Raw genomic sequence first — 19,551 nt, 5'->3', positions numbered from 1 at the left:
TTGGTTTCCCGAAAATCATGACTTGTTCTGTGCGACGGCCGGCCGCCGTTTCCAGAAGCCGGTGGCCTGCTCGAAAGCATGGGCGATCTGAAGCACGCCGAAATCATCCCGATGGCGCCCGACGATCTGCAAGCCGACCGGAAGTCCGGCGCGGCTGAATCCGCAGGGTACGGAAAGCGCTGGCGCGCCGGTAACGGTGATGTAGTAGCAGGAGCGCATCCAGTCGATATAAGTGTCGAGCTCGACGTCGTTGATCCTGGTCACGTAGGGCACGTCGACATCGAACGGCAGCACCTGCACCACCGGCGCAACCAAAAAATCGTATTTTTCCATGAACCCGCGCATACGGTGGAACAATTGCGTGCGCTTGACTTCCGCCGCTCCGACTTGCGGACCGGTCAGGCGTGCGCCTTCCTCGATGTTCCAGATCACCGTGTCCTTCATCAACTGGCGTTTGGTTTTCAGAAGATGGCCGAAAGACAGTTCGAAATTCCAGGTGCGCATGACGCTGAAGATTTCATCTGCGTCGCGCAGATCCGGCGTCGCGTCCTCGACGATGCAACCGAGGCTGGTGAAGATCTCGCGCTGGGATCCCATGACCGCCGTCACTTCCGGCTCGACCGGCAGTCCGCCGAGATCGGCACTCCAGGCAATGCGCGCTCCCTCGAAATCCCGCTCCAGCGGACGGGAGAACATCGACCCGGGATCCTGCAGCGAGATGGGCGCACGCGCGTCAGGTCCTGCGATGGCGGACAGCATCAGGGCAACGTCCTGCACCGTGCGCGCCATCGGTCCTACTACAGCCATGTGGAACCAGCCGGAAATGCTCGGCCAGTTCGGGACGCGGCCGGCGGAAGGCCGCAAGCCGACGACATTGCAGAAGCTGGCCGGATTGCGCAGGCTGCCGCCCATGTCCGAGCCGTCGGCGATCGGCAGCAGGCCGCAGGCCAGCGCCGCCGCCGCACCGCCGCTGCTGCCGCCGCAGGTCCTGGCCAGATCGTAAGGATTGCGCGTCGCGCCGAACACCGGATTGAAGGTCTGCGAGCCGGCGCCGAATTCCGGCGTATTGGTTTTTCCGATCGTGATCGCGCCGGCTTTTCTCAGTCGCTCGACGATGATTGCATCGGCATCCGGCACGAAATCCTTGAAAATCGGCGAGCCGAACGTAGTACGTATGCCTTTGGTCGCAACCAGGTCCTTGTGCGCCACCGGCAATCCCGCCAGCGGGCCGGGATCGTCCCCGCGCGCCAGCGATGCGTCTACCGCGCGTGCACCTTCGCGCCCCAGTTCAGGCAGGAAGGTCACGACCGCATTGACCGCCGGATTGACGCGCTCGATCTGCGCGAGGTGCGCGTCCATCACCTCGACGGCAGATAGTTTACGTGCGCGGATGCGGCTTACCAGCTCGCGGGCCGGCAGAAAGCAGATCTCTTCGGGATTCATCGGGATCGATTCGGAAAGGCGCCCATGGTAGCCGAATCGCGCCTGCCGGAAACGTCGTTGTTCAGCGCACGGGTTGCATCAGTGCATCGCGTTCCGCCGCCCATGGCGCGGAGGCGTCGAATTCCACTTGCACGCCATTGACCTTCACGCCGGCGCGCGCCAATACCGCTTCGTAGTCAGGAAAGCCTTCGGCTTCGAACTGGGCGCGCACCAGATCACTGAACACCGTCGTGCCGGTCACTTCGTCGAGCCGGACGATGATTTCCTGCGCGTTCCAGCGCCGCTCCTCGGACGCACAGCAACGCGCCAGTTGCTCCAGTGCCGTGTCAAGCGATTGCCGCCCGCCGGTCCCGCTGCGCAATTGCAGATCGGCGGCGAGCATCAGCGCAGCGCCTGCCCAGTACACCCGCAGATAGATTCCGTTGGAGCCGATGCGCTCGTTAGCCCGGGCAAGACTCAAATCCGATGCCGTGCGCGCACCACGCTGAAACCCCGCCTGCATTCGCTGCCAGGCCTCTTCCACGCTGATCGCCCCGCCGCGCGCCATCAACACATTCTGCAGATAAGTCGGCACGCCCTCGAACAGCCAGGCATCGCGCGACACGACATAAGGCAGGAAAAGATGCGCCATTTCGTGGGTCAGGCTCCAGTCGCGATCGAATTCCCCGGGCGGGCGCGCGGCGTTGATGAACAGGTGCACCGCAGGTCCGCCGCCGCGCGATACGTAAGCCCAGGGAACCGGACCGCGGCCGCGCGGTGTGGGCGCGACCACCACTTGAAGCGATGCGACCGGGAAACGGCCGTACAGCATGGCAACGTGACGTGCCGTATTTCCGATCCACGTTTCCAACTGAGCCTGCTGCGCTGTCGTTGGGGCATCGAGGAGGGCAAGATGCAGGACCGCGCCGGGCACCTGAACATCGCGCTGGACAAAATGCCCGAAGGCCACCACACCCGACCAGTTGGTCGGTGTCGCCCCGACAAGGAATACCGGCCGCCCGTCGCTTCCCGTCTTGCGTTGCCAGGGCGTGGAAACTTCCACGCCGGACGGCAATCGAAAGCTCAGTTCGACGGCTGCTTCCGGCTCCTGCGGGCGCCACAACCAGTCGCCGATCGAGGTGAGCATATCGCGACCGACCCGGCGGGTTTCCGGCCCGCCGGTCTGCACCCGGCTCTGCGCCGGTTGCAGCTTCACCTGATATTCCACGCAGGTGTCTTCGCGCACGGCGCCGAGAATCACCCTGTCGCCTACCGGTTCGAGGAGCCGCTCGCCGAGCCGCATCGACTCGAGATAGAACCTCGCGCCATCGGAGTCCGCGACCAGCGCATCCGGCGCTGTTCCGCCGAAACAGGCGCGCACCGCGAGCTGGTCGAGCGACTCGTTCACGCGGACTTCGTAGCGATGCCGCGACGCTGCCTGTGCCGCCGCGCAAATCAGCATCAAGGACGCTGTCGCGATCACGCCGGCGCGGGTTCGCGACGAGAAGATGGACACAAGTCGCGTCACTGAGCAGCCGTCTGGAGACCGATGCCACGTGCCATCAGCGTCGCCATCAGGGGAATAAGGGCGAACAGGATGAGTTCGATGAGGATATGGCGGCGGACCCTCAGCACCTGGTAATCCGCAGCCACGTTCGCGGCGCCGGAATTCAGGCTGCGTACCCAGCGCAGATATTGCAGCGTCGGCGGAATGGAGATCAGACCGACGGCGAGGAACAGCGCAAGTTTGATGTAGAAGACCGGATTGTGGAGATAGAACGCCGTGCCCTTGCCGAACCAGACGACGCGAGCCGCTCCGCTGCCCAGTGCCAGCAGCGCTACGCCCATGTACAGCAGATCGAGGCGCGCGAGCATACGGATGCGGCTGCCGGTCATGCCGGGCATGCAGACCCTATACTCGACGACCAGCACCACCGCGATCGAGATCATCGCAACGTAATGCAGGTAGGCGATCAACGCGCTGGTCATGGCCATTCAATCCCCCCAGGGATCTCGCTGATGACCAGCGCACCGGTTTCCATGATCGCATCGCGCAAACGCCTTTCCCTGTCCTCGGTCGAGAGTTCGATGCCGCCTGCACCGATCGTGACACCCAGCGCCCGGTAAGTCTGCAAGAGGTCGGGGAAGTTCCTCGACGCCACATGCTGATCGTAGATCTCGCTGAAAACGCCGGTGCCGGTCACCTCGTCGAGCTTGTCGAATAGCTCGCGCGCGCTCCAGGCTCGATCCGTCGCCCCGCAACAGTCATTCAATGCCGCCAGCGCCGTATCAAGGGACTGTTTGCCCGCCGTAAGCTGCCGCAAACGCACGTCAGCTATCAGCAGCATTGCGGCGCCTTCCCAGTACACGCGCATGTAAGTACCGTCGCGATACATGCTCTCGGTCGCCTGCGCGAGCGTCAGTCCGGGCGCGCTTTGCATGCCGCGTACGAAGCCCGCGTGCAGGCGTTGCCATGCCTCTGCGGCAGTCATTCGACCGCCGCGCGCACGCAGTACGTTCTGGTAGTAGGTCGCCACTCCTTCCGACAACCAGATGTCGTCGGCGTTGACGTACGGCAACAGAAGATGCGAAAGCTCATGCACGGCGGTCCAGTCTTCGAAGAACTCCTTGATAGGCCGCCGCTGGTTGATGAAGAAATGCGCGGCGGGACTGCCACCGCGTACCACATAGGCCCACGGCGTCGGCTCGTTGCCGCGCGCCCCGGGCGCGACCAGAATCTGCGCCTGGGATTGCGGAAAGCGGCCATAGAGGTCCGCCACCATTTGCGCGGAGTCCTGGATCCAGGCCTGCATCTGTTCGACGTCCGCCGCCGGCGTTCCGTCCAGCACCGTAAGCCGCAGTCTTGCACCGCCGACGCGGATTTCCCTTTCCCTGAATCGGCCGAACGCCACCGACGCCGGCCAGTCGTAGGGACTGCGTCCGGTCCGGAATACAGCGCGCTCGCCGTTTACCGAAACCGGCCTCCATGGCGCGGATACGGAAATGCCTTCGGGCAGAACAAACGTGATTTCGATGTCTTCGTCCGCCTCGAACGTTTCCGGCCGCCATAGCCAGATGCCGACCGAAGTCAGCAGATCTTTGCCGACGTGATGGATCTTGTCGCCGGTGCGGTCATGCTGCCTGATCGGTTGGGAAACATTCACCCGATAGAGAACACAACCATTTTCCGGTACGGATTTCAGGCTCACCGAGCCGCTGGGCTCGATGGATTTGCGGCTGTTTTCCACGCGAATGTCGATCAGCGCAAGCGTGGCGTCCAGCGACTCGGCGGACAGGGTGGATGGCGCAACACCGTCGAAACAGGCGCGAACGCTCAGGGTCGAAAGTTCAGGGTCGATGGCAACGGTGTACTTGTGCAGGCGCTCAGCCGCCGCCGTGCCTGCGGCCAGCGACAGCGCGACACCTGCCAGCCCGGCAATCCGATGCAATATCGTAAAAGCTGATCGCTGCATTTTTGCCTGCGTTCGCAAGAATTCCACGATGCCATGTTACCCCGGGATTTTGCCCCGGTGGCCGACGCGGGGGGAGATCGCCCCGGTGACTGCTCACGCCGCGAGTTTGGCGTCGGGTTCGTACGAGAGATTGGGCGCCAGCCAGCGTTCGATTTCCTGCAGGCTCACGCCTTTGCGTCGGGCATAGTCCTCGACCTGGTCGCGATCGATTTTCGCCACGGCGAAGTACTGCGACTCGGGGTGAGAGAAGTAAAAGCCGCTCACCGCCGCCGTCGGCAGCATCGCGAATGATTCCGTCAGCGTGATGCCGGCCTCGGCCGGTGCATTCAGCAACGAGAACAGCAAGCCTTTCTCGGTATGTTCCGGGCAGGCGGGATACCCGGGCGCGGGGCGGATGCCGCGATATTTTTCGTCGATGAGTTCCTCGACGCTCAACACCTCGTCGCGCACATAGCCCCAGAACTCCCGGCGCACGCGCTGGTGCATGAGTTCGGCGAAGGCTTCCGCCAGCCGATCGGCCAGCGCCTTGAGCATGATCGCGTTGTAGTCGTCGTGCTTGCGTTCGTAAGCCGCGACGCGCTCGTCGATGCCGATGCCGGCTGTCACCGCAAAGGCACCGACATAGTCGCGCACGCCGGAATCCTTTGGCGCCACTAGATCGGCGAGACACTGGTTCGGCTTGTCCTGTGGCTTGACCATCTGCTGCCTCAGGAAATGGAAAGTCGCGGCGCGTTCCCGGCGCGATTCGTCCGCGTAGACTTCGACGTCGTCGCCGACGCTGTTGGCGGGGAACAGCCCGATCACCGCCGCGGCGCCCAGCCATTTCTCTTCGATGATCCGCGCCAATATGTTCTGCGCATCGTCGAACAGGTTGCGCGCCGCCTCGCCGACGACCTTGTCCTGCAGGATCGCGGGGTAACGTCCGGCGAGCTCCCAGGTCTGGAAGAACGGCGTCCAGTCGATGACTTTCGCGATTTCCGCCAGCGGATAATCGCGGAAGACCTTGACCCCGGTGAGAACCGGCACCGGTGGCACATAGTTCTTCCAATCGGTTTTCAGGCCATGGCGGCGCGCTTCCGCTATCGGGTAATGCGGGCCCTGGCCTTTCTTGCCCTTGTGCTGGCTGCGCGTTTTTTCCGCCTCGTCCTTTATTTTGCGCATGTAGTCGTCGCGCAATTCTCGCGACAGCAGGCTGGTACACACGCCGACGCTGCGTGACGCATCCGGCACCCACACCGTCGGGCCGGAGTAGTGCGGTTCGATTTTCACGGCGGTATGCACGCGCGAAGTCGTCGCGCCGCCGATCAGCAAAGGGACATGAAATCCCTGGCGTTCCATTTCCTTGGCTACGTGCGCCATCTCCTCGAGTGAAGGCGTGATCAGGCCGGACAGGCCGATGATGTCGGCGTTCTCCTCCAGCGCGGTCCTGAGGATTTTCTCCGCGGGAACCATGACGCCGAGATTCACCACGTCGAAATTGTTGCACTGGAGCACGACCGAGACAATGTTTTTGCCGATGTCGTGAACGTCGCCCTTCACCGTGGCGATGACGATCTTGCCTTTGCTCTGACCGACGGTGCCGGAGCGCGCCTTCTCTGCCTCGATGAACGGAATCAGGTGCGCGACCGCCTCTTTCATGACCCGGGCGGATTTCACGACTTGCGGCAGAAACATCTTGCCGGCGCCGAACAGGTCGCCGACGATATTCATGCCTTCCATCAACGGGCCTTCGATGACCTGAATCGGATACGGAAACTGCAGGCGCGCCTGCTCGGTGTCCTCGACGATGTACGTATTGATTCCCCTCACCAGCGCGTGGGCGATGCGCTGGCCCACGCTGCCTTCCCGCCAGGACAGGTCTTCGACCGCGACCCTGGCCTCGCCCTTGTAGCTCTCCGCAAACTCGACCATGCGCTCGGTCGCATCCGGCCGGCGGTTGAACAGCACGTCCTCGACCCGCTCGAGCAGGTCCTGCGGAATTTCCTCGTAGACGCCGAGCTGGCCGGCATTGACGATGCCCATCGTCATGCCCGCCTTGACGGCGTGAAACAGGAAGGCGGTATGAATCGCTTCGCGGATCGGATCATTACCACGGAACGAGAACGAGATGTTCGAGACCCCGCCGCTGATCTTGGCGTGGGGAAGCGACTTGCGGATGGCACGCGTCGCTTCGATGTAGTCGATCGCGTAGTTGTTGTGTTCCTCGATGCCCGTCGCTACCGCGAAGATGTTCGGGTCGAAGATGATGTCTTCCGCTGGGAAGCCAACTTCCTTGACCAACAGGTGATAGGCGCGGGTGCAGATTTCGATGCGGCGAGCGAGCGTATCGGCCTGACCTCTCTCGTCGAATGCCATGACCACCGCCGCGGCGCCATGGCGGCGCACCAGCCGCGCCTGGCGCAGGAACTCGGCTTCGCCTTCCTTCATGCTGATCGAGTTCACCACGCACTTGCCTTGCACGCATTTTAGCCCGGCTTCGATCACCTCCCACTTCGAAGAATCGATCATCACCGGTACGCGCGAGATGTCCGGCTCCGAGCCGATGAGATTGAGGAAGGTCGTCATCGCCTTCTTCGAATCCAGCATCGCCTCGTCCATGTTGACATCGATGATCTGGGCGCCGCTCTCGACCTGACTGCGCGCCACCGCAAGCGCTTCGGTGTAGTTGCCGGCGAGAATCAGGCGCGCAAAAGCCTTGGAGCCGGTGACGTTGGTGCGCTCGCCGACGTTCACGAACAGCGAGTCGTCGCCGATGTTGAGCGGCTCCAGTCCGGAAAGCCGCAGATTTTTTTCGACTATGGGAACCTGGCGTGGCGCTATGCCTTTCAACGCTTCGACCACCGCCTTGATATGCGCGGGCGTGGTGCCGCAGCAGCCACCGGCGATATTCAGGAAGCCGGCTTCGGCGAATTCCTTCAGGAACGATGCGGTGTACTCCGGCGTCTCGTCGTATTCGCCGAACGCGTTCGGCAGGCCGGCGTTCGGGTGCAGGCTGGTTTTTACGTCGGTGACTTTCGACAGTTCCTCGATGTAGGGACGCAGGTCCTTGGCGCCGAGCGCGCAATTCAGTCCGACCGAAAAGGGTCGGGCATGCGAGATCGAATTCCAGAAAGCCTCGGTGGTCTGGCCGGAGAGCGTGCGGCCGCTGGCATCGGTAATCGTGCCGGATACCATGACCGGTACGTACAGGCCATGGCGCCCGAGATAGTCGTCAATGGCAAACAGCGCCGCCTTGCAATTCAGCGTGTCGAATACGGTTTCGACCATGAGCAAATCGGCGCCGCCATCCACCAGCCCACGCACGCACTCGATGTAGCAGGCCACCAGTTCGTCAAAAGACACGTTGCGGAAGCCAGGGTCATTGACGTCCGGGGAAATCGACGCGGTGCGGCTGGTGGGACCCAGCACGCCGGCGACGAATCGCGGCTGGGATGGAGTCCTGCTGGAGAACTCGTCCGTCGCGGAGCGCGCAAGGCGGGCGCCGGCGCTGTTGAGCTCGTACACCAGCTCCGTCATGCCGTAGTCGGCCATCGACACCGCATTCGAGTTGAAAGTATTGGTCTCGATGATGTCGGCGCCGGCGTCCAGATAGGCGGCGTGGATGCCGCGGATGATTTGCGGCTGTGTGAGCGTCAGCAGGTCGTTGTTGCCCTTCTGGTCGCAACCATGAGCGTGGAAACGCTCGCCGTGGTAGTGGCCGGTGTCAAGTCCATGTTCCTGGATCATGGTGCCCATTGCGCCGTCGAGAACAAGGATGCGCTCGCCGAGCAGGCTGTGCAGCAATTGAGTGCGTTGATTGGTCATGCGATAGTCAAAAATAAAAAACCCGTCCGCTTGAGCGGGACGGGTCTGTCACGCTTTAGCGGCATTTATTAAGCGCCCGCAAGCTGAGTGTCAAATCGGCGCAATCAGAAGGTAGCCCGAAGGGCTCGCCGTGTCAATGCGCGGTCTTGCGTCACCGCGGACTCCCGAGTCGAATCAAATCCGCTCGTAGCGCCGGTACTGAACGGCTTCCGCGACGTGCGTCGTGGAAATACCGGAGGCGCCGGTCAGATCCGCAATGGTGCGCGCGACCTTGAGAATGCGGTGGTAGGCACGCGCCGATAACCCAAGCGCGCTGATCGCCTTGCGCGCGAGCTGATCCGCATCCGCCTCGGCAATGCAGTGTTCCCCGATTTCCTTGACCGAAAGGTGAGCATTCGGTTTTCCCTGGCGTGCGAGCTGGCCGGAGCGTGCTGCCGTCACGCGCTCGCGTATGGCGGCGCTCGACTCGCCGGACTGGCGCGAGCCGAGATCCTTTTCGGGTACGGCCGGAACCTCTATGTGCAGGTCGATACGATCGAGCAGCGGGCCGGAGATGCGATTGCGATAGCGCGTGATCTGGTCCGGCGTGCAATGGCATTTGCCGGAATAATGGCCGAGGAAACCGCAGGGGCATGGATTCATCGCCGCCAGCAACTGGAAGCGCGCAGGAAACTCGGCCTGTCGCGCGGCGCGCGAGACGCTGATCTTTCCCGACTCCAGCGGTTCGCGCAGGACTTCCAGCACATCACGATTGAATTCCGGCAATTCGTCAAGGAACAGCACGCCGTGCATCGCCATCGAGATCTCGCCTGGACGCGGATTGCTGCCACCGCCCACCAGCGCGACCGCCGACGCAGTGTGGTGCGGCGAACGATAGGGGCGGCGCTTCCAGTGACGCACGTCGAAACCCGAACTGCCCAGCGACTGCATTGCGGCGGATGCAAGCGCTTCTTCCTCGGTCATTGGCGGCAGGATGCCGGCAAAGCGTTCCGCGAGCATGGTCTTGCCGGTGCCCGGCGGTCCCACCATCAGCATGCTGTGGCCACCCGCCGCGGCAACTTCGAGCGCACGCTTGGCCTGTAGCTGACCTTTCACTTCGGCGAGATCCGCCACTTCACGTTCCGCCGGCAGCGGCGCCTGCGCAGAAGCGGCAAGCGCCTCGCGCCCGGCAAGATGCGCGCAAACCTTTAACAGCGTCGCCGCCGGATACACGCGTGCGTCTCTTACCAGCGCCGCTTCCACGGCACTGTCGACCGGCAATACAAAGGCGCGGCCCGAGCGATGCGCGTTGTAAGTCATGGCCAGCGCACCGCGGATGGGCCGTAGTTCCCCGGTCAACGCAAGCTCGCCGGCGAATTCATACTCGACAAGTTTATCGCCTGGAATCTGCCCGGACGCCGCGAGTATTCCCAGGGCGATCGGCAGGTCGAAACGTCCGCTTTCCTTGGGCAAATCGGCGGGAGCCAGGTTCACCGTGATGCGGCGTGCCGGAAATTCGAAACGGCAATTCAGCAGCGCGGAGCGCACGCGATCCTTGCTTTCCTTCACTTCCGCCTCGGGCAACCCCACGATCGTAAAACTGGGCAAGCCATTCGCGAGGTGGACCTCCACCGTAACCGGGGGCGCTTCCATGCCGGCAAGCGCCCGGCTATATAGAACGGCGAGAGACACAGACCTTTATATCAGCAGTTAGCGCTTCGTCCCATCCGCAAGCAATTTCTCCATCTCGGCAACCCTGGCCTCCATTTGCTGCAACTTTTCACGGGTGCGGCCAAGCATTTCCTGCTGAATGTCGAATTCCTCGCGGGTCACCAGATCGAGCCGGGAAAAGGCACGCGACAAAAGCGCTCGCAGATTCTTTTCGACGTCCTTCGCGGGCGAGGCGGCGATGAGTTCGCTGATCTTGCGGTTCAATTCGTCCAGAAATCGGGTTTCCAAGCGCACCCCTCCTTGCGGGGAGTGTAGCAAAACACGGTTTGCATGCCTCTTCGCACCGCTTGGGTGCAAAAGGTCAGATTGGCGCATTTGTTTGGTGCAGCACCGCACGGACCTTTACCGAGAAGGGTCACAACTCATTAATTTAAAATATTTTTCCGTTTGGCATGCTAAATGCTGACGCCTCTCACCGCTGTTTTGAGCCAATTTATTTCTCGTTTCAATCATCACAAAAGGAAGATCGCCATGCTTGAGAAAAAGCTTCTTGTTACCGCCGTAGTCGGCGCATTCGCGCTGCCGAGTATCGTGTTGGCCGCAGATCCACCCAAGCCCGCCGCACCAACGCTGGATCAGGTATTAGATGCTTCCGGAATTTCGCTTGGTGGTTACATCGATACCGGTTATTCCCACCTTTCAGGTACCGGTCTGTTTACAAGTGGCGTCGCCGACCGGGTGTTCGACACCCAGCCGAACTCTTTTAACTTGCACCAAGCAGCCATCACCGTCGCCAAGCAGCCCAAGGAAGGCTTCGGCGGCGTAGTGAATCTCACCACGGGAGAGGATGCTCAGGTAATTCATGCTTTCGACGGCGGAAGCTCCAGCAACTTCGACGTTACGCAAGCCTATGCCCAGTATGCCAAGGGCCCAGTGACCGTCATCGCAGGCAAGTACGTTACGCTCGCGGGCGCGGAAGTGATCTCTAGTCCGAACGACGTCAACTATTCTCGTTCGATCCTGTTCGGTTACGCCATCCCCTTCACGCACACCGGTTTGCGCGCGACTTACGCTGTGAGCGACATGTTGAGCGTGATCGGTGGCATCAACAACGGCTGGGATGACCTCAAGGACACCAACAAGCAAAAGACTCTGGAGCTGGGGTTGACACTTGCGCCCACTAAGTCCCTCTCATTCGCGGCAGCCGACTACGTGGGTACCGAGCAGGTAGCCGGTCCTCTCGACACGATGCAGGGTAAGCGCAACATTCTCGACCTAGTCGGCACGTGGACCGCAACCGACAAGCTCAGCGTCACTCTGAACTACGACTATGGCTCCCAGGAAAATGCCGTAGGTGGCACAGGCAAGGCCAAGTGGACGGGACTCGCCGCTTACGCGAACTATCAGTTCACCGACACCTGGCGCCTCTCGGTACGCGGCGAGTACTTTAACGACAAAGACGGCTATCGCACCGGCGTCGTGCAGAAGTGGAAGGAAGGTACTATCACCTTGGCATACCTGCCAACCAAGAGCATGGAAATCCGAGGCGAGTTACGCGGCGACAAGTCCGATCAGTCGTCGTTTTTGCTGTCGGACGGATCGACGAGCAAGAGCCAGTCGTCCTACGGGCTTGAAGCCATCTACAAGTTCTAACCGCCTCGGGGAAAGTTACCCAACTCAGGGAGCATATACATGAAATTAGTTACCGCAGTCATCAAGCCGTTCAAGCTTGACGAGGTGCGTGAGGCCTTGTCCGCCATCGGCGTGCAGGGGATCACAGTGACCGAAGTCAAGGGCTTCGGCCGGCAGAAGGGCCATACCGAGCTTTACCGCGGCGCCGAATACGTCGTGGACTTCCTGCCCAAGGTGAAGATCGAAGCTGCGATCAAGACCGAGTTGCTGGATCAGGTGATCGAGGCCATCGAAAAATCCGCCAACACCGGGAAAATCGGCGACGGCAAGATCTTCGTGTTCGACCTCGAACAGGTTGTCCGCATTCGCACCGGCGAGACCGGCGCGGACGCGCTATAGGGAGAATGTCATGCTTAGAAAAATTCTGATGCTTCTGGCTCTGTGCGGAGTGCTGGGGTTTTCCGCGTCGGACTTCGCCGACGAGGCCAAGCCGGCTGACGCGGCCGCAACTGCGCCAGCGGCGGCGGCGCCGGCAGCGCCACCCGCACCCACCGAGCCATTTCTGGTTACCAACGACAAGATCAATTCCGGCGATACGGCGTGGATGCTCACCTCCACCGCTCTGGTACTGCTGATGACTATTCCAGGTTTGGCGCTGTTCTATGGTGGAATGGTACGCAAGAAGAACGTGTTGGCAACATTGATGCAGAGTTTTGCGATCACCTGCCTGGTAACCGTACTGTGGTGGCTGATCGGATACAGTCTTGCCTTTACGCCTGGTGACACCGCCTATCTTGGTGGTTTCGGTCGCGCCTTCATGAATGGGGTCGTTTATCTGAAGGACGCGGGGAAAACCTCGGTCTCGCATCTCGGCCTGACGGTACCCGAGACGGTATACGCGATGTTCCAGCTTACGTTCGCGATCATCACTCCGGCGTTAATTGCCGGCGCTTTCGCCGAACGCATGAAATTTTCGGCGATGCTTTGGTTCATGGGCATCTGGTCGATTGTGGTCTATGCCCCGATCGCGCACTGGGTGTGGGAACCGAGCGGCTGGCTTGCTGCCAAGGGCGTGCTCGATTTCGCCGGCGGCACGGTGGTGCACATAAACGCGGGTATTGCGGGTCTGGCTTGCGCGCTCGCCCTCGGCAAGCGCGTTGGTTACGGCAAGGAAGCAATGGCGCCGCACAACCTCACGCTCACGCTCATTGGTGCATCGCTGCTGTGGGTGGGCTGGTTCGGCTTTAACGCGGGTTCCGCAGTGGCATCCGATGGCCGTGCCGGCATGGCGATGGCGGTAACGCAGATTGCAACAGCCGTAGCGGCGCTCTCCTGGATGTTCTCCGAGTGGTTGGTCAAGGGCAAACCGAGTGTGCTCGGAATCGCCTCCGGAGCGGTGGCAGGACTGGTCGCAATTACCCCGGCATCCGGTTTCGTCGGGCCTAATGCGTCTGTGATCATCGGCGTGGCCGCAGGTGTCATCTGCTTCTATGCTTCCTCATACGTGAAGAAATGGCTCGGCTACGACGACTCGCTCGACGCGTTTGGCGTGCACTGCGTCGGCGGTATCGTCGGCGCTTTGCTGACCGGAGCTTTGGTCAGCAAAGACATCAGTGGCTCCGATGGCAGCGTGCTGATCCAGTTGTGGGGAGTAGGCACGACCCTGATCTACGGTTTCATCGTCTCCTTCATCATCCTCAAGATTATCGATATGACGATCGGGCTGCGTGTGCCGGAAGATCAGGAACGCGAAGGTCTGGACATCACCCTGCATGGCGAAAAAGTCGAATGACAATTGTTACGTCACGTTTCGGGATCTTTATCGGTCCTAGAGCACTTAATCTCCTCCGGTAAGTTCGCTTACCATTCTTCGGGCGCCTTCGGGCGCCCGTTTTTTTGGCAAATCGAACCGTGCTGGCGGGGTGCGCCAGCCGGGAAGATCAGCGATCCTGCAGCGAACGACGCCAGGCCGACAACTGCGTCGGCTGCCAGCCGATATGACGGTAGAAATCCAGCGCGGGTGTGTTCGCGCCGTCTGCCAACAGTTGCGCCCGGGTCGCGCCATGCCGTTGCGCCCAATCGAGCAATTCCCTCAGCAGAAGCCGTGCGAGGCCATGGCCGCGCAACGCCTGCTGCACGATAACGTCCTCGATCCAAGCCGAAGGCGCACCCTCCGCCGTCGAAATGACAAGTTGTGCGCTTGCCATGCCGACCACCCTGCCGTCATTCGAACGCGCGACCAGCAAAACGGCCCGGTCGTCTGGTTGTGCCAGCAGCAACTCGAGTCCGCGGCGTTGTCTTGCGCGATCGGCGGAAAAATCGCTCTCGATCGCGAACAGCGCAGCAAGCAACTCGATCAATGCCGGAACATCACCTTTGCGTGCGCGCTCGATGCGTATTGATTGAACATCTGACACGGCTCGCGCCTCCCGAAAACGAACGCAGAGATTCGACTATTCGTCGCCCCGGCTGCTGTAGATGATGGTGGACAGGAAGTGGATCGGCAGTTCGATCAGCTGTTCAGGTCCGTGCGGAATGTCGCCGCGAAAGGTAAGTGAATCGCCTGGTTCGAGCACGTATGTCTGCCGTCCGTGGCGGTATTCGATCTTGCCTTTCAGCATGTAGATGAACTCGGTACCGGGATGCTCGAAGGTCGGAAAGACTTCCGATGCATCGTCCATGGTAATCAGGAAAGGTTCGAAGGCCTTCCTGGGCCCCTGATCGTAGGCCAGCAAATGATAGGTATGTCCGCGCCTGGTTCCGCGGCGCACCACTTCCATGCCGGCGCCGTTCTTCACCAACTGGGCGCCGCCGGAAGGCATGTTGTAGTGGCGAAACAAGTGGGCCAGCGATACGCCGAGCGCCTGCGCGATCTTCGACAGCGTTTCCAGGCTGGTGGAGACCTGCCCGTTCTCGATCTTGGACACCATGCCGCGCGAGATACCGGCCTGCGCCGCGACTTCCGCGATCGTCAGATTGTCTTTCAACCTCAGTTCGCGAATGACATTGCCGATAAAACGATCAAGCGATTTACCGTTGGCGGCGACGGCACCCGGCCGTTGCTCGGTCTGGAATTGTTCCTTAGGCTCTCCCATCTTCAGAATGCCTTAAATGCCCGTGGTTCCGGGAATCCAGTTGGTGCCGGCCAGCGGCACTTGCGCCATTGCGGCCGCCTCCACAGTCAACGCCACCAGATCTTCGCGTTCGAGATGATGCACGTTCTGTTTGCCGCAGGCGCGTGCGATGGTCGTCAATTCCATGTTCAGCGTCTTGAGATAGTTGCGCACGCGCCTGGCGCCGACCGCCGGCTCCAGCCGCTGTTCGAGCACGGCGTCCTGCGTCGTGACCCCGACCGGGCATCGGCCGGTATGACAGTGATGACAGAATCCGGGCGCGGTTCCCAATTTTTCGTAATCGCCAGCGGCTGAATGATGCGCGCCGTTTTGCACATAGGTGTCGCTGTTGCAACCGAGCGCAAGCAGAATCCCCTGTCCAATCGACACCGCATCCGCGCCCATCGCCAGCGCCTTGGCGACGTCCGCCCCCGTGCGAATGCCGCCGGAGACGACGAGCTGCACCTTGTCCTTCATGTTCAGGTCTTCCAGCGCATCCACCGCCTGGCGCACGGCCGCGAGCGTCGGGATGCCGACATTCTCGATGAACACTGTCTGGGTCGCCGCCGTACCGCCCTGCATGCCGTCCACCACGATCACGTCTGCGCCGGCATGCACCGCGAGCTTCACGTCGTGGAAAGTCCGGGTTGCGCCTACTTTCACGTAGATCGGCTTTTCCCAATCGGTGATTTCGCGCAGTTCCTGGATCTTGATAGTCAGGTCGTCCGGACCGGTCCAGTCGGGGTGCCGGCAAGCGGAGCGTTGATCGACTCCCTCGGGAAGCACGCGCATTTTCGCCACGCGCGGATTGACCTTCTGACCGAGCAGCATGCCGCCGCCGCCGGGTTTGGCGCCCTGGCCGATCACGACTTCAATCGCATTCGCGCGACGCACATCGTCCGGCTTGAAGCCATAGCGGGAAGGCAGGCATTGATAAATCAGCGTCTTCGAAGAGCGGCGTTCCTCCTCCGTCATGCCACCGTCGCCCGTGGTGGTCGAAGTGCCCATTTCACTGGCTGCGCGACCAAGCGCCTCCTTTACGTTGGCGGAGAGCGAACCGAAACTCATGCCAGCGATGGTGATCGGGATGGCGAGTTCCACCGGTTTGCTCGCGAAGCGCGTGCCCAGCACGGTTTTGGTCACACATTTCTCGCGATAGCCTTCCAGCGGATAGCGTGACAGCGACGCGCCGAGGAATACCAGGTCATCGAAATGCGGGACATGGCGCTTCGCACCCATGCCGCGGATTTCGTAAAGACCGGTCGCCGATGCGTGATGAACGTAATCGATGATCTTGCGCTCGAAGCCCGCGCTTTCCTCGAGTTGCATGCGTCTGTGCGATGCGACTGGCTTGTTCATGTATGGCCCCTTCGGGAGGGACTAGGGGCTAGGGGTTAGGGGCTGGTTTCGAGCGCGTTTCGCGCTGGTTTACCTAGTCCCTAGCCCTTAATCCCTAGCCCCTGATTTTCAATACTCCTGGTTCGCATCGGCATTCCAGTGATACAGCTCGCGCTTGGACGCGACGCGCCTGAACTGCTTCGGATCGTGCTTCAGCCCGGCTCTTGTCAGCAAATCCGCCAGCGCTTCGTAGTCCGCCCGGCTCATCGGTTGTTCGTGGGCGTCGGCGCCGAAGGACTTCACTTTGCCGCGCACGTAGATCACCGCTTCATAGAGTGAATCGCCGAGCGCATCGCCGGCGTCGCCGCACACGACCAGCCTGCCGGCCTGGGCCATGAAGGCGGAAAAATCGCCGACCGACCCGCCGACCACGATGTCGATGCCTTTCATCGAAATGCCACAACGCAGCGACGCATCACCGTCGATTACCAGCAATCCGCCGTGCGCCGCCGCACCTGCCGATACGGACGCAAATCCTTTTACGTACACGACACCGGAAGTCATGCCTTCGGCGAGCCCGGGTCCGGCATTGCCGCGGATCAGAACCGTGGCGAGTTGGTTCATCCCCGCCGCGTAGTAGCCGGCGTGTCCATCGACTTCGACTTCCACCGGCGCATTCACGCCGGCGGCAATGTTGTGGGCGCCATCCGGATTGAGCACGCGCACTTTTTTTGTCGCACCGAGTCCATGGTGAAGAAACCGGTTGAGCTCGCGCAGCGGCTGCTTCGCGAGATCGAAGGTGACGACGTCCGCCGCGATGTGCGGTGCCTGTGCTACGCCCGCCATACGTAGATCTCCTCGGGAACAGGTTCGAAAATCGTGGCGTTCTTCACGTCCGGCAGCTTTGCCAGCGACCGGAACTCCGAAGAGATCGCCACGTAGTCGTCGGTCTCCGCCACCACCGCCGGCTTGCAGGCGAAGGCATCGCGCACCAGTGCCAGCTCGTCTCCGGTTCCCATCAGGAAGGTGTAAAAGCCATCCAGTTCCTCGAAGCCCTTGCGGATGGCGGTTTCGAGATCGTCGCCCTCGCGCATGCGCCATTCGAAATAGCGGCAAGCGGCCTCGGTATCGTTGTCGGTATCGAAAGCGATGCCGAGCGGCTCGAGCCGGCGCCGGATCTGATGGGGATTCGACAGCGATCCGTTGTGCACCAGGCAGAAATCCTCGCCGGCCGTGAACGGATGCGCACGGTCCGGCGTGACCGCCGATTCGGTCGCCATGCGCGTGTGCGCGACCAGATGAGACCCGGCGAGCTTCTCGAACTGATAGCGCGCGGCAACATCTGCGGGACTTCCCACGTCCTTGTAGATGTCCATCAGGCGGCCGGCCGCGAGCAGATGCAGTTGGGGAAATGCCTGCTTGACCCAGGGCCGCACTTCGTCCGCCGGCTCGCTGCAGGTGAGCACGGCATGATTGCCCTTGATCGCAATCGCAGCCCCGCTACCGAATTTGCTGATGAACAAGGTTTCGAATCCTGCCCAATCGTATTCCCAATCCGGCGCGTAGAGACTGTACTTGCGCTGGGCGCTTGGCAGCTCTCCGGTGAATATGGCCAGCCCTGCCGAATCCGGTCCGCGCTCGGTCATGCCGATCAGCATCGGCATCGCCAACTGGCCGAGCTGCTCGCGTAGCTCCGGTTTCTTCAGCAGTAATCCTACGATTCCACACATAGCCGTTCTCCAAAAAAACTCTCACCGCAGAAGCTCATCAGAAAAACTCCGCGTAGCGCTCGCGCTCCCAATCGGAAACGTGGCGCGAGTATTCGACCCATTCCATGCGCTTCAGCGTGAGGAATTCCTGGGAGAGGTCCTCGCCGAGGGCGGCTCGCAATACTTTGTCCTTCTCGAATTCGTCCAGCGCTTCCTTCAGGCTTTGCGGCAACAGGCCGATTCCCGCGCGCTTGAGCTTCTCCGGCGACCACTCATAAAGGTTCTCGTTGATCGGCTTGCCGGGATCGAGCTCACGGTCGACGCCATCCATACCCGCCGCAAGGATCGCTGCGCTGGCGAGATAGGGATTGGCGGACCCATCGGGCAGGCGAAGTTCCAACCTGCCGTAAGGCACGCGCACGCATGCGGTACGGTTGTTATTGCCGTAGGTGATATAGGCCGGTGCCCAGGTCGCACCCGACAGCGCGCGCCCCACCACCAGACGCTTGTACGAGTTGATGGTCGGCGCAACGATCGCGGTCAGCGCTTTCGCATGCGCCAGCACGCCGCCCATGAAGTGGTATGCCATCTTTGACAGGCCCAGGCCGTTCTTGTCCTTGTCGTCATGGAATAGGTTCTTGACCTTGCCGTTACCGATCGAGATGTGAAAATGCGCCCCCGTCCCGGTGCGGTCGGAGAACGGCTTCGGCATGAACGTCGCGATCATGCCCATCGATCGGGCGATTTCCGAGGCGGCCATCTTCACCAGCACTAGGCGGTCGGCGGAACTCAGCGCATCGCCGTAGGTGAAATTCACCTCGAACTGGCCGTTGGCGTCTTCGTGATCGATCTGATAGACATCGACGCCGACGGCTCGCAATGCATCTACCATCGCTTCGAGAAAAGGCACGGAGCGTGCGAGGCCTTTATAGTCGTAGCAGGGTTTTTCCAGCAGGTCGGTGTCGTCCGCCGGAGCGAGACTACCGTCGCCGGCGCGTTTGAGCAGCATGAACTCCGGTTCTATGCCGGTGTACATCGTGAGGCCGCGCTTTGCGAGCGCATCGAGCTGGCGCTTCAACACGACGCGCGAACAATATTGATAAGGCGCGCCGTTGACGTGGCCGTAACAGGCCATGCGTGCAAAACCCGGCATCCAGGGAATCACCGACAGCGTGGATGGATCGCCCACGGCCATGTAATCCGGACCGTGCGGCCCCATGCCGAATCCCCATAGCGCGAACCCGGCGAAGCCGGCACCCTCGTTCAGCATCATGTCGAGGTGTTCGACCGGAACGGCTTTGGCCTTGGCAGCGCCGTGAATGTCGACGAATTGCGCAAGGATGTATTTGACCTTGTTGTCCTTCAGGTACTTTCTTGCCGATTGGGGTGACATTGCGCTCGATGCTCCCT

At 61.4% G+C, this 19,551-nt stretch carries 16 protein-coding genes; 3 read left to right on the top strand and 13 right to left on the bottom strand.

Annotated features, from left to right (window positions below):
- Window positions 1-15 precede the first annotated feature (15 nt).
- The 7 genes from HY067_13330 to HY067_13300 all read right to left on the bottom strand — a co-directional run bounded on the left by HY067_13330 (window position 16) and on the right by HY067_13300 (window position 10,724).
- Complete coding sequence (locus tag HY067_13330; protein MBI3528938.1) at window positions 16-1,443, bottom strand: amidase; 1,428 nt, start codon at window positions 1,441-1,443, stop codon at window positions 16-18.
- A 61-nt stretch (window positions 1,444-1,504) separates the two neighbouring features.
- A complete protein-coding gene (locus HY067_13325; GenBank protein MBI3528937.1) occupies window positions 1,505-2,938 on the bottom strand; it encodes a hypothetical protein in 1,434 nt (477 codons plus the stop codon).
- Between the two features lie 8 nt (window positions 2,939-2,946).
- Window positions 2,947-3,417 carry a DUF2214 family protein gene (locus HY067_13320; GenBank protein MBI3528936.1) on the bottom strand — a complete coding sequence of 157 codons (471 nt, stop codon included), beginning with the start codon at window positions 3,415-3,417 and terminating at the stop codon, window positions 2,947-2,949.
- Window positions 3,408-4,895 carry a hypothetical protein gene (locus tag HY067_13315; GenBank protein MBI3528935.1) on the bottom strand — a complete coding sequence of 496 codons (1,488 nt, stop codon included), beginning with the start codon at window positions 4,893-4,895 and terminating at the stop codon, window positions 3,408-3,410. Before HY067_13315 ends, HY067_13320 begins: the two co-directional genes overlap by 10 nt.
- A 93-nt stretch (window positions 4,896-4,988) precedes the next feature.
- Window positions 4,989-8,699 (bottom strand): methionine synthase, encoded by a 3,711-nt coding sequence (gene metH / locus HY067_13310; GenBank protein MBI3528934.1) that lies wholly within the window; start codon window positions 8,697-8,699, stop codon window positions 4,989-4,991.
- Between the two features lie 174 nt (window positions 8,700-8,873).
- Entirely contained in the window at window positions 8,874-10,370 is a 1,497-nt protein-coding gene (locus HY067_13305; protein ID MBI3528933.1) for a YifB family Mg chelatase-like AAA ATPase, read from the bottom strand.
- Window positions 10,371-10,388: 18 nt separating this feature from the next.
- Window positions 10,389-10,724: an accessory factor UbiK family protein gene (locus HY067_13300; GenBank protein ID MBI3528932.1), complete on the bottom strand. Its 336-nt coding sequence runs from the start codon at window positions 10,722-10,724 to the stop codon at window positions 10,389-10,391.
- Window positions 10,725-10,808: 84 nt separating this feature from the next.
- Here HY067_13300 and HY067_13295 point away from each other — a divergent pair, with 84 nt between their 5' ends.
- Genes HY067_13295 through HY067_13285 form a run of 3 tightly spaced genes read left to right on the top strand, consistent with a single transcriptional unit; the run spans window position 10,809 to window position 13,773 of the window.
- Window positions 10,809-12,002: a porin gene (locus HY067_13295; protein MBI3528931.1), complete on the top strand. Its 1,194-nt coding sequence runs from the start codon at window positions 10,809-10,811 to the stop codon at window positions 12,000-12,002.
- Window positions 12,003-12,041: 39 nt separating this feature from the next.
- Window positions 12,042-12,380 carry a P-II family nitrogen regulator gene (gene glnK, locus HY067_13290; GenBank protein MBI3528930.1) on the top strand — a complete coding sequence of 113 codons (339 nt, stop codon included), beginning with the start codon at window positions 12,042-12,044 and terminating at the stop codon, window positions 12,378-12,380.
- A 10-nt stretch (window positions 12,381-12,390) separates the two neighbouring features.
- The gene (locus HY067_13285) at window positions 12,391-13,773 is read left to right on the top strand and encodes an ammonium transporter (GenBank protein ID MBI3528929.1); all 1,383 of its coding nucleotides are present in this window, start codon (window positions 12,391-12,393) and stop codon (window positions 13,771-13,773) included.
- 148 nt (window positions 13,774-13,921) lie between these two features.
- On the opposite strand, the gene HY067_13280 is transcribed toward HY067_13285, so the two are convergent.
- The 6 genes from HY067_13280 to glnT form a co-directional block, all read right to left on the bottom strand.
- Window positions 13,922-14,398, bottom strand: a complete 477-nt coding sequence (locus HY067_13280; protein ID MBI3528928.1) for a GNAT family N-acetyltransferase — start codon at window positions 14,396-14,398, stop codon at window positions 13,922-13,924.
- 36 nt (window positions 14,399-14,434) lie between these two features.
- The gene (locus tag HY067_13275) at window positions 14,435-15,076 is read right to left on the bottom strand and encodes a helix-turn-helix transcriptional regulator (GenBank protein MBI3528927.1); all 642 of its coding nucleotides are present in this window, start codon (window positions 15,074-15,076) and stop codon (window positions 14,435-14,437) included.
- A 12-nt stretch (window positions 15,077-15,088) separates the two neighbouring features.
- Window positions 15,089-16,453, bottom strand: coding sequence for an FMN-binding glutamate synthase family protein (locus tag HY067_13270; GenBank protein ID MBI3528926.1), 1,365 nt, complete (start codon window positions 16,451-16,453; stop codon window positions 15,089-15,091).
- 108 nt (window positions 16,454-16,561) lie between these two features.
- Entirely contained in the window at window positions 16,562-17,278 is a 717-nt protein-coding gene (locus tag HY067_13265) for a protein glxC (GenBank protein MBI3528925.1), read from the bottom strand.
- Entirely contained in the window at window positions 17,266-18,162 is an 897-nt protein-coding gene (locus HY067_13260) for a class II glutamine amidotransferase (GenBank protein ID MBI3528924.1), read from the bottom strand. The genes HY067_13265 and HY067_13260 overlap by 13 nt, the downstream gene beginning before the upstream one ends.
- A gap of 37 nt (window positions 18,163-18,199) precedes the next feature.
- The gene (gene glnT, locus HY067_13255; protein ID MBI3528923.1) at window positions 18,200-19,534 is read right to left on the bottom strand and encodes a type III glutamate--ammonia ligase; all 1,335 of its coding nucleotides are present in this window, start codon (window positions 19,532-19,534) and stop codon (window positions 18,200-18,202) included.
- Window positions 19,535-19,551 lie beyond the last annotated feature (17 nt).

The organism is Betaproteobacteria bacterium (assembly GCA_016194905.1).
In the GTDB taxonomy this organism is placed as follows: Bacteria; Pseudomonadota; Gammaproteobacteria; order Burkholderiales; family JACQAP01; genus JACQAP01.
The sequence above is the reverse complement of the archived record's forward strand: the minus strand, read 5'-3'. Positions and strand labels throughout refer to the sequence as shown.

Bases quoted from the DNA above. Each gene is read 5' to 3' on its own strand.
- HY067_13265 (MBI3528925.1), bottom strand. From the start codon at position 17,278: ATGGCGGGCGTAGCACAGGCACCGCACATCGCGGCGGACGTCGTCACC.
- HY067_13330 (MBI3528938.1), bottom strand. From the start codon at position 1,443: ATGAATCCCGAAGAGATCTGCTTTCTGCCGGCCCGCGAGCTGGTAAGC.
- HY067_13260 (MBI3528924.1), bottom strand. From the start codon at position 18,162: ATGTGTGGAATCGTAGGATTACTGCTGAAGAAACCGGAGCTACGCGAG.
- HY067_13285 (MBI3528929.1), top strand. From the start codon at position 12,391: ATGCTTAGAAAAATTCTGATGCTTCTGGCTCTGTGCGGAGTGCTGGGG.
- HY067_13320 (MBI3528936.1), bottom strand. From the start codon at position 3,417: ATGGCCATGACCAGCGCGTTGATCGCCTACCTGCATTACGTTGCGATG.
- metH (MBI3528934.1), bottom strand. From the start codon at position 8,699: ATGACCAATCAACGCACTCAATTGCTGCACAGCCTGCTCGGCGAGCGC.
- glnK (MBI3528930.1), top strand. From the start codon at position 12,042: ATGAAATTAGTTACCGCAGTCATCAAGCCGTTCAAGCTTGACGAGGTG.
- HY067_13315 (MBI3528935.1), bottom strand. From the start codon at position 4,895: ATGCAGCGATCAGCTTTTACGATATTGCATCGGATTGCCGGGCTGGCA.
- HY067_13275 (MBI3528927.1), bottom strand. From the start codon at position 15,076: ATGGGAGAGCCTAAGGAACAATTCCAGACCGAGCAACGGCCGGGTGCC.
- HY067_13300 (MBI3528932.1), bottom strand. From the start codon at position 10,724: ATGCGCCAATCTGACCTTTTGCACCCAAGCGGTGCGAAGAGGCATGCA.
- glnT (MBI3528923.1), bottom strand. From the start codon at position 19,534: ATGTCACCCCAATCGGCAAGAAAGTACCTGAAGGACAACAAGGTCAAA.
- HY067_13295 (MBI3528931.1), top strand. From the start codon at position 10,809: ATGCTGACGCCTCTCACCGCTGTTTTGAGCCAATTTATTTCTCGTTTC.
- HY067_13270 (MBI3528926.1), bottom strand. From the start codon at position 16,453: ATGAACAAGCCAGTCGCATCGCACAGACGCATGCAACTCGAGGAAAGC.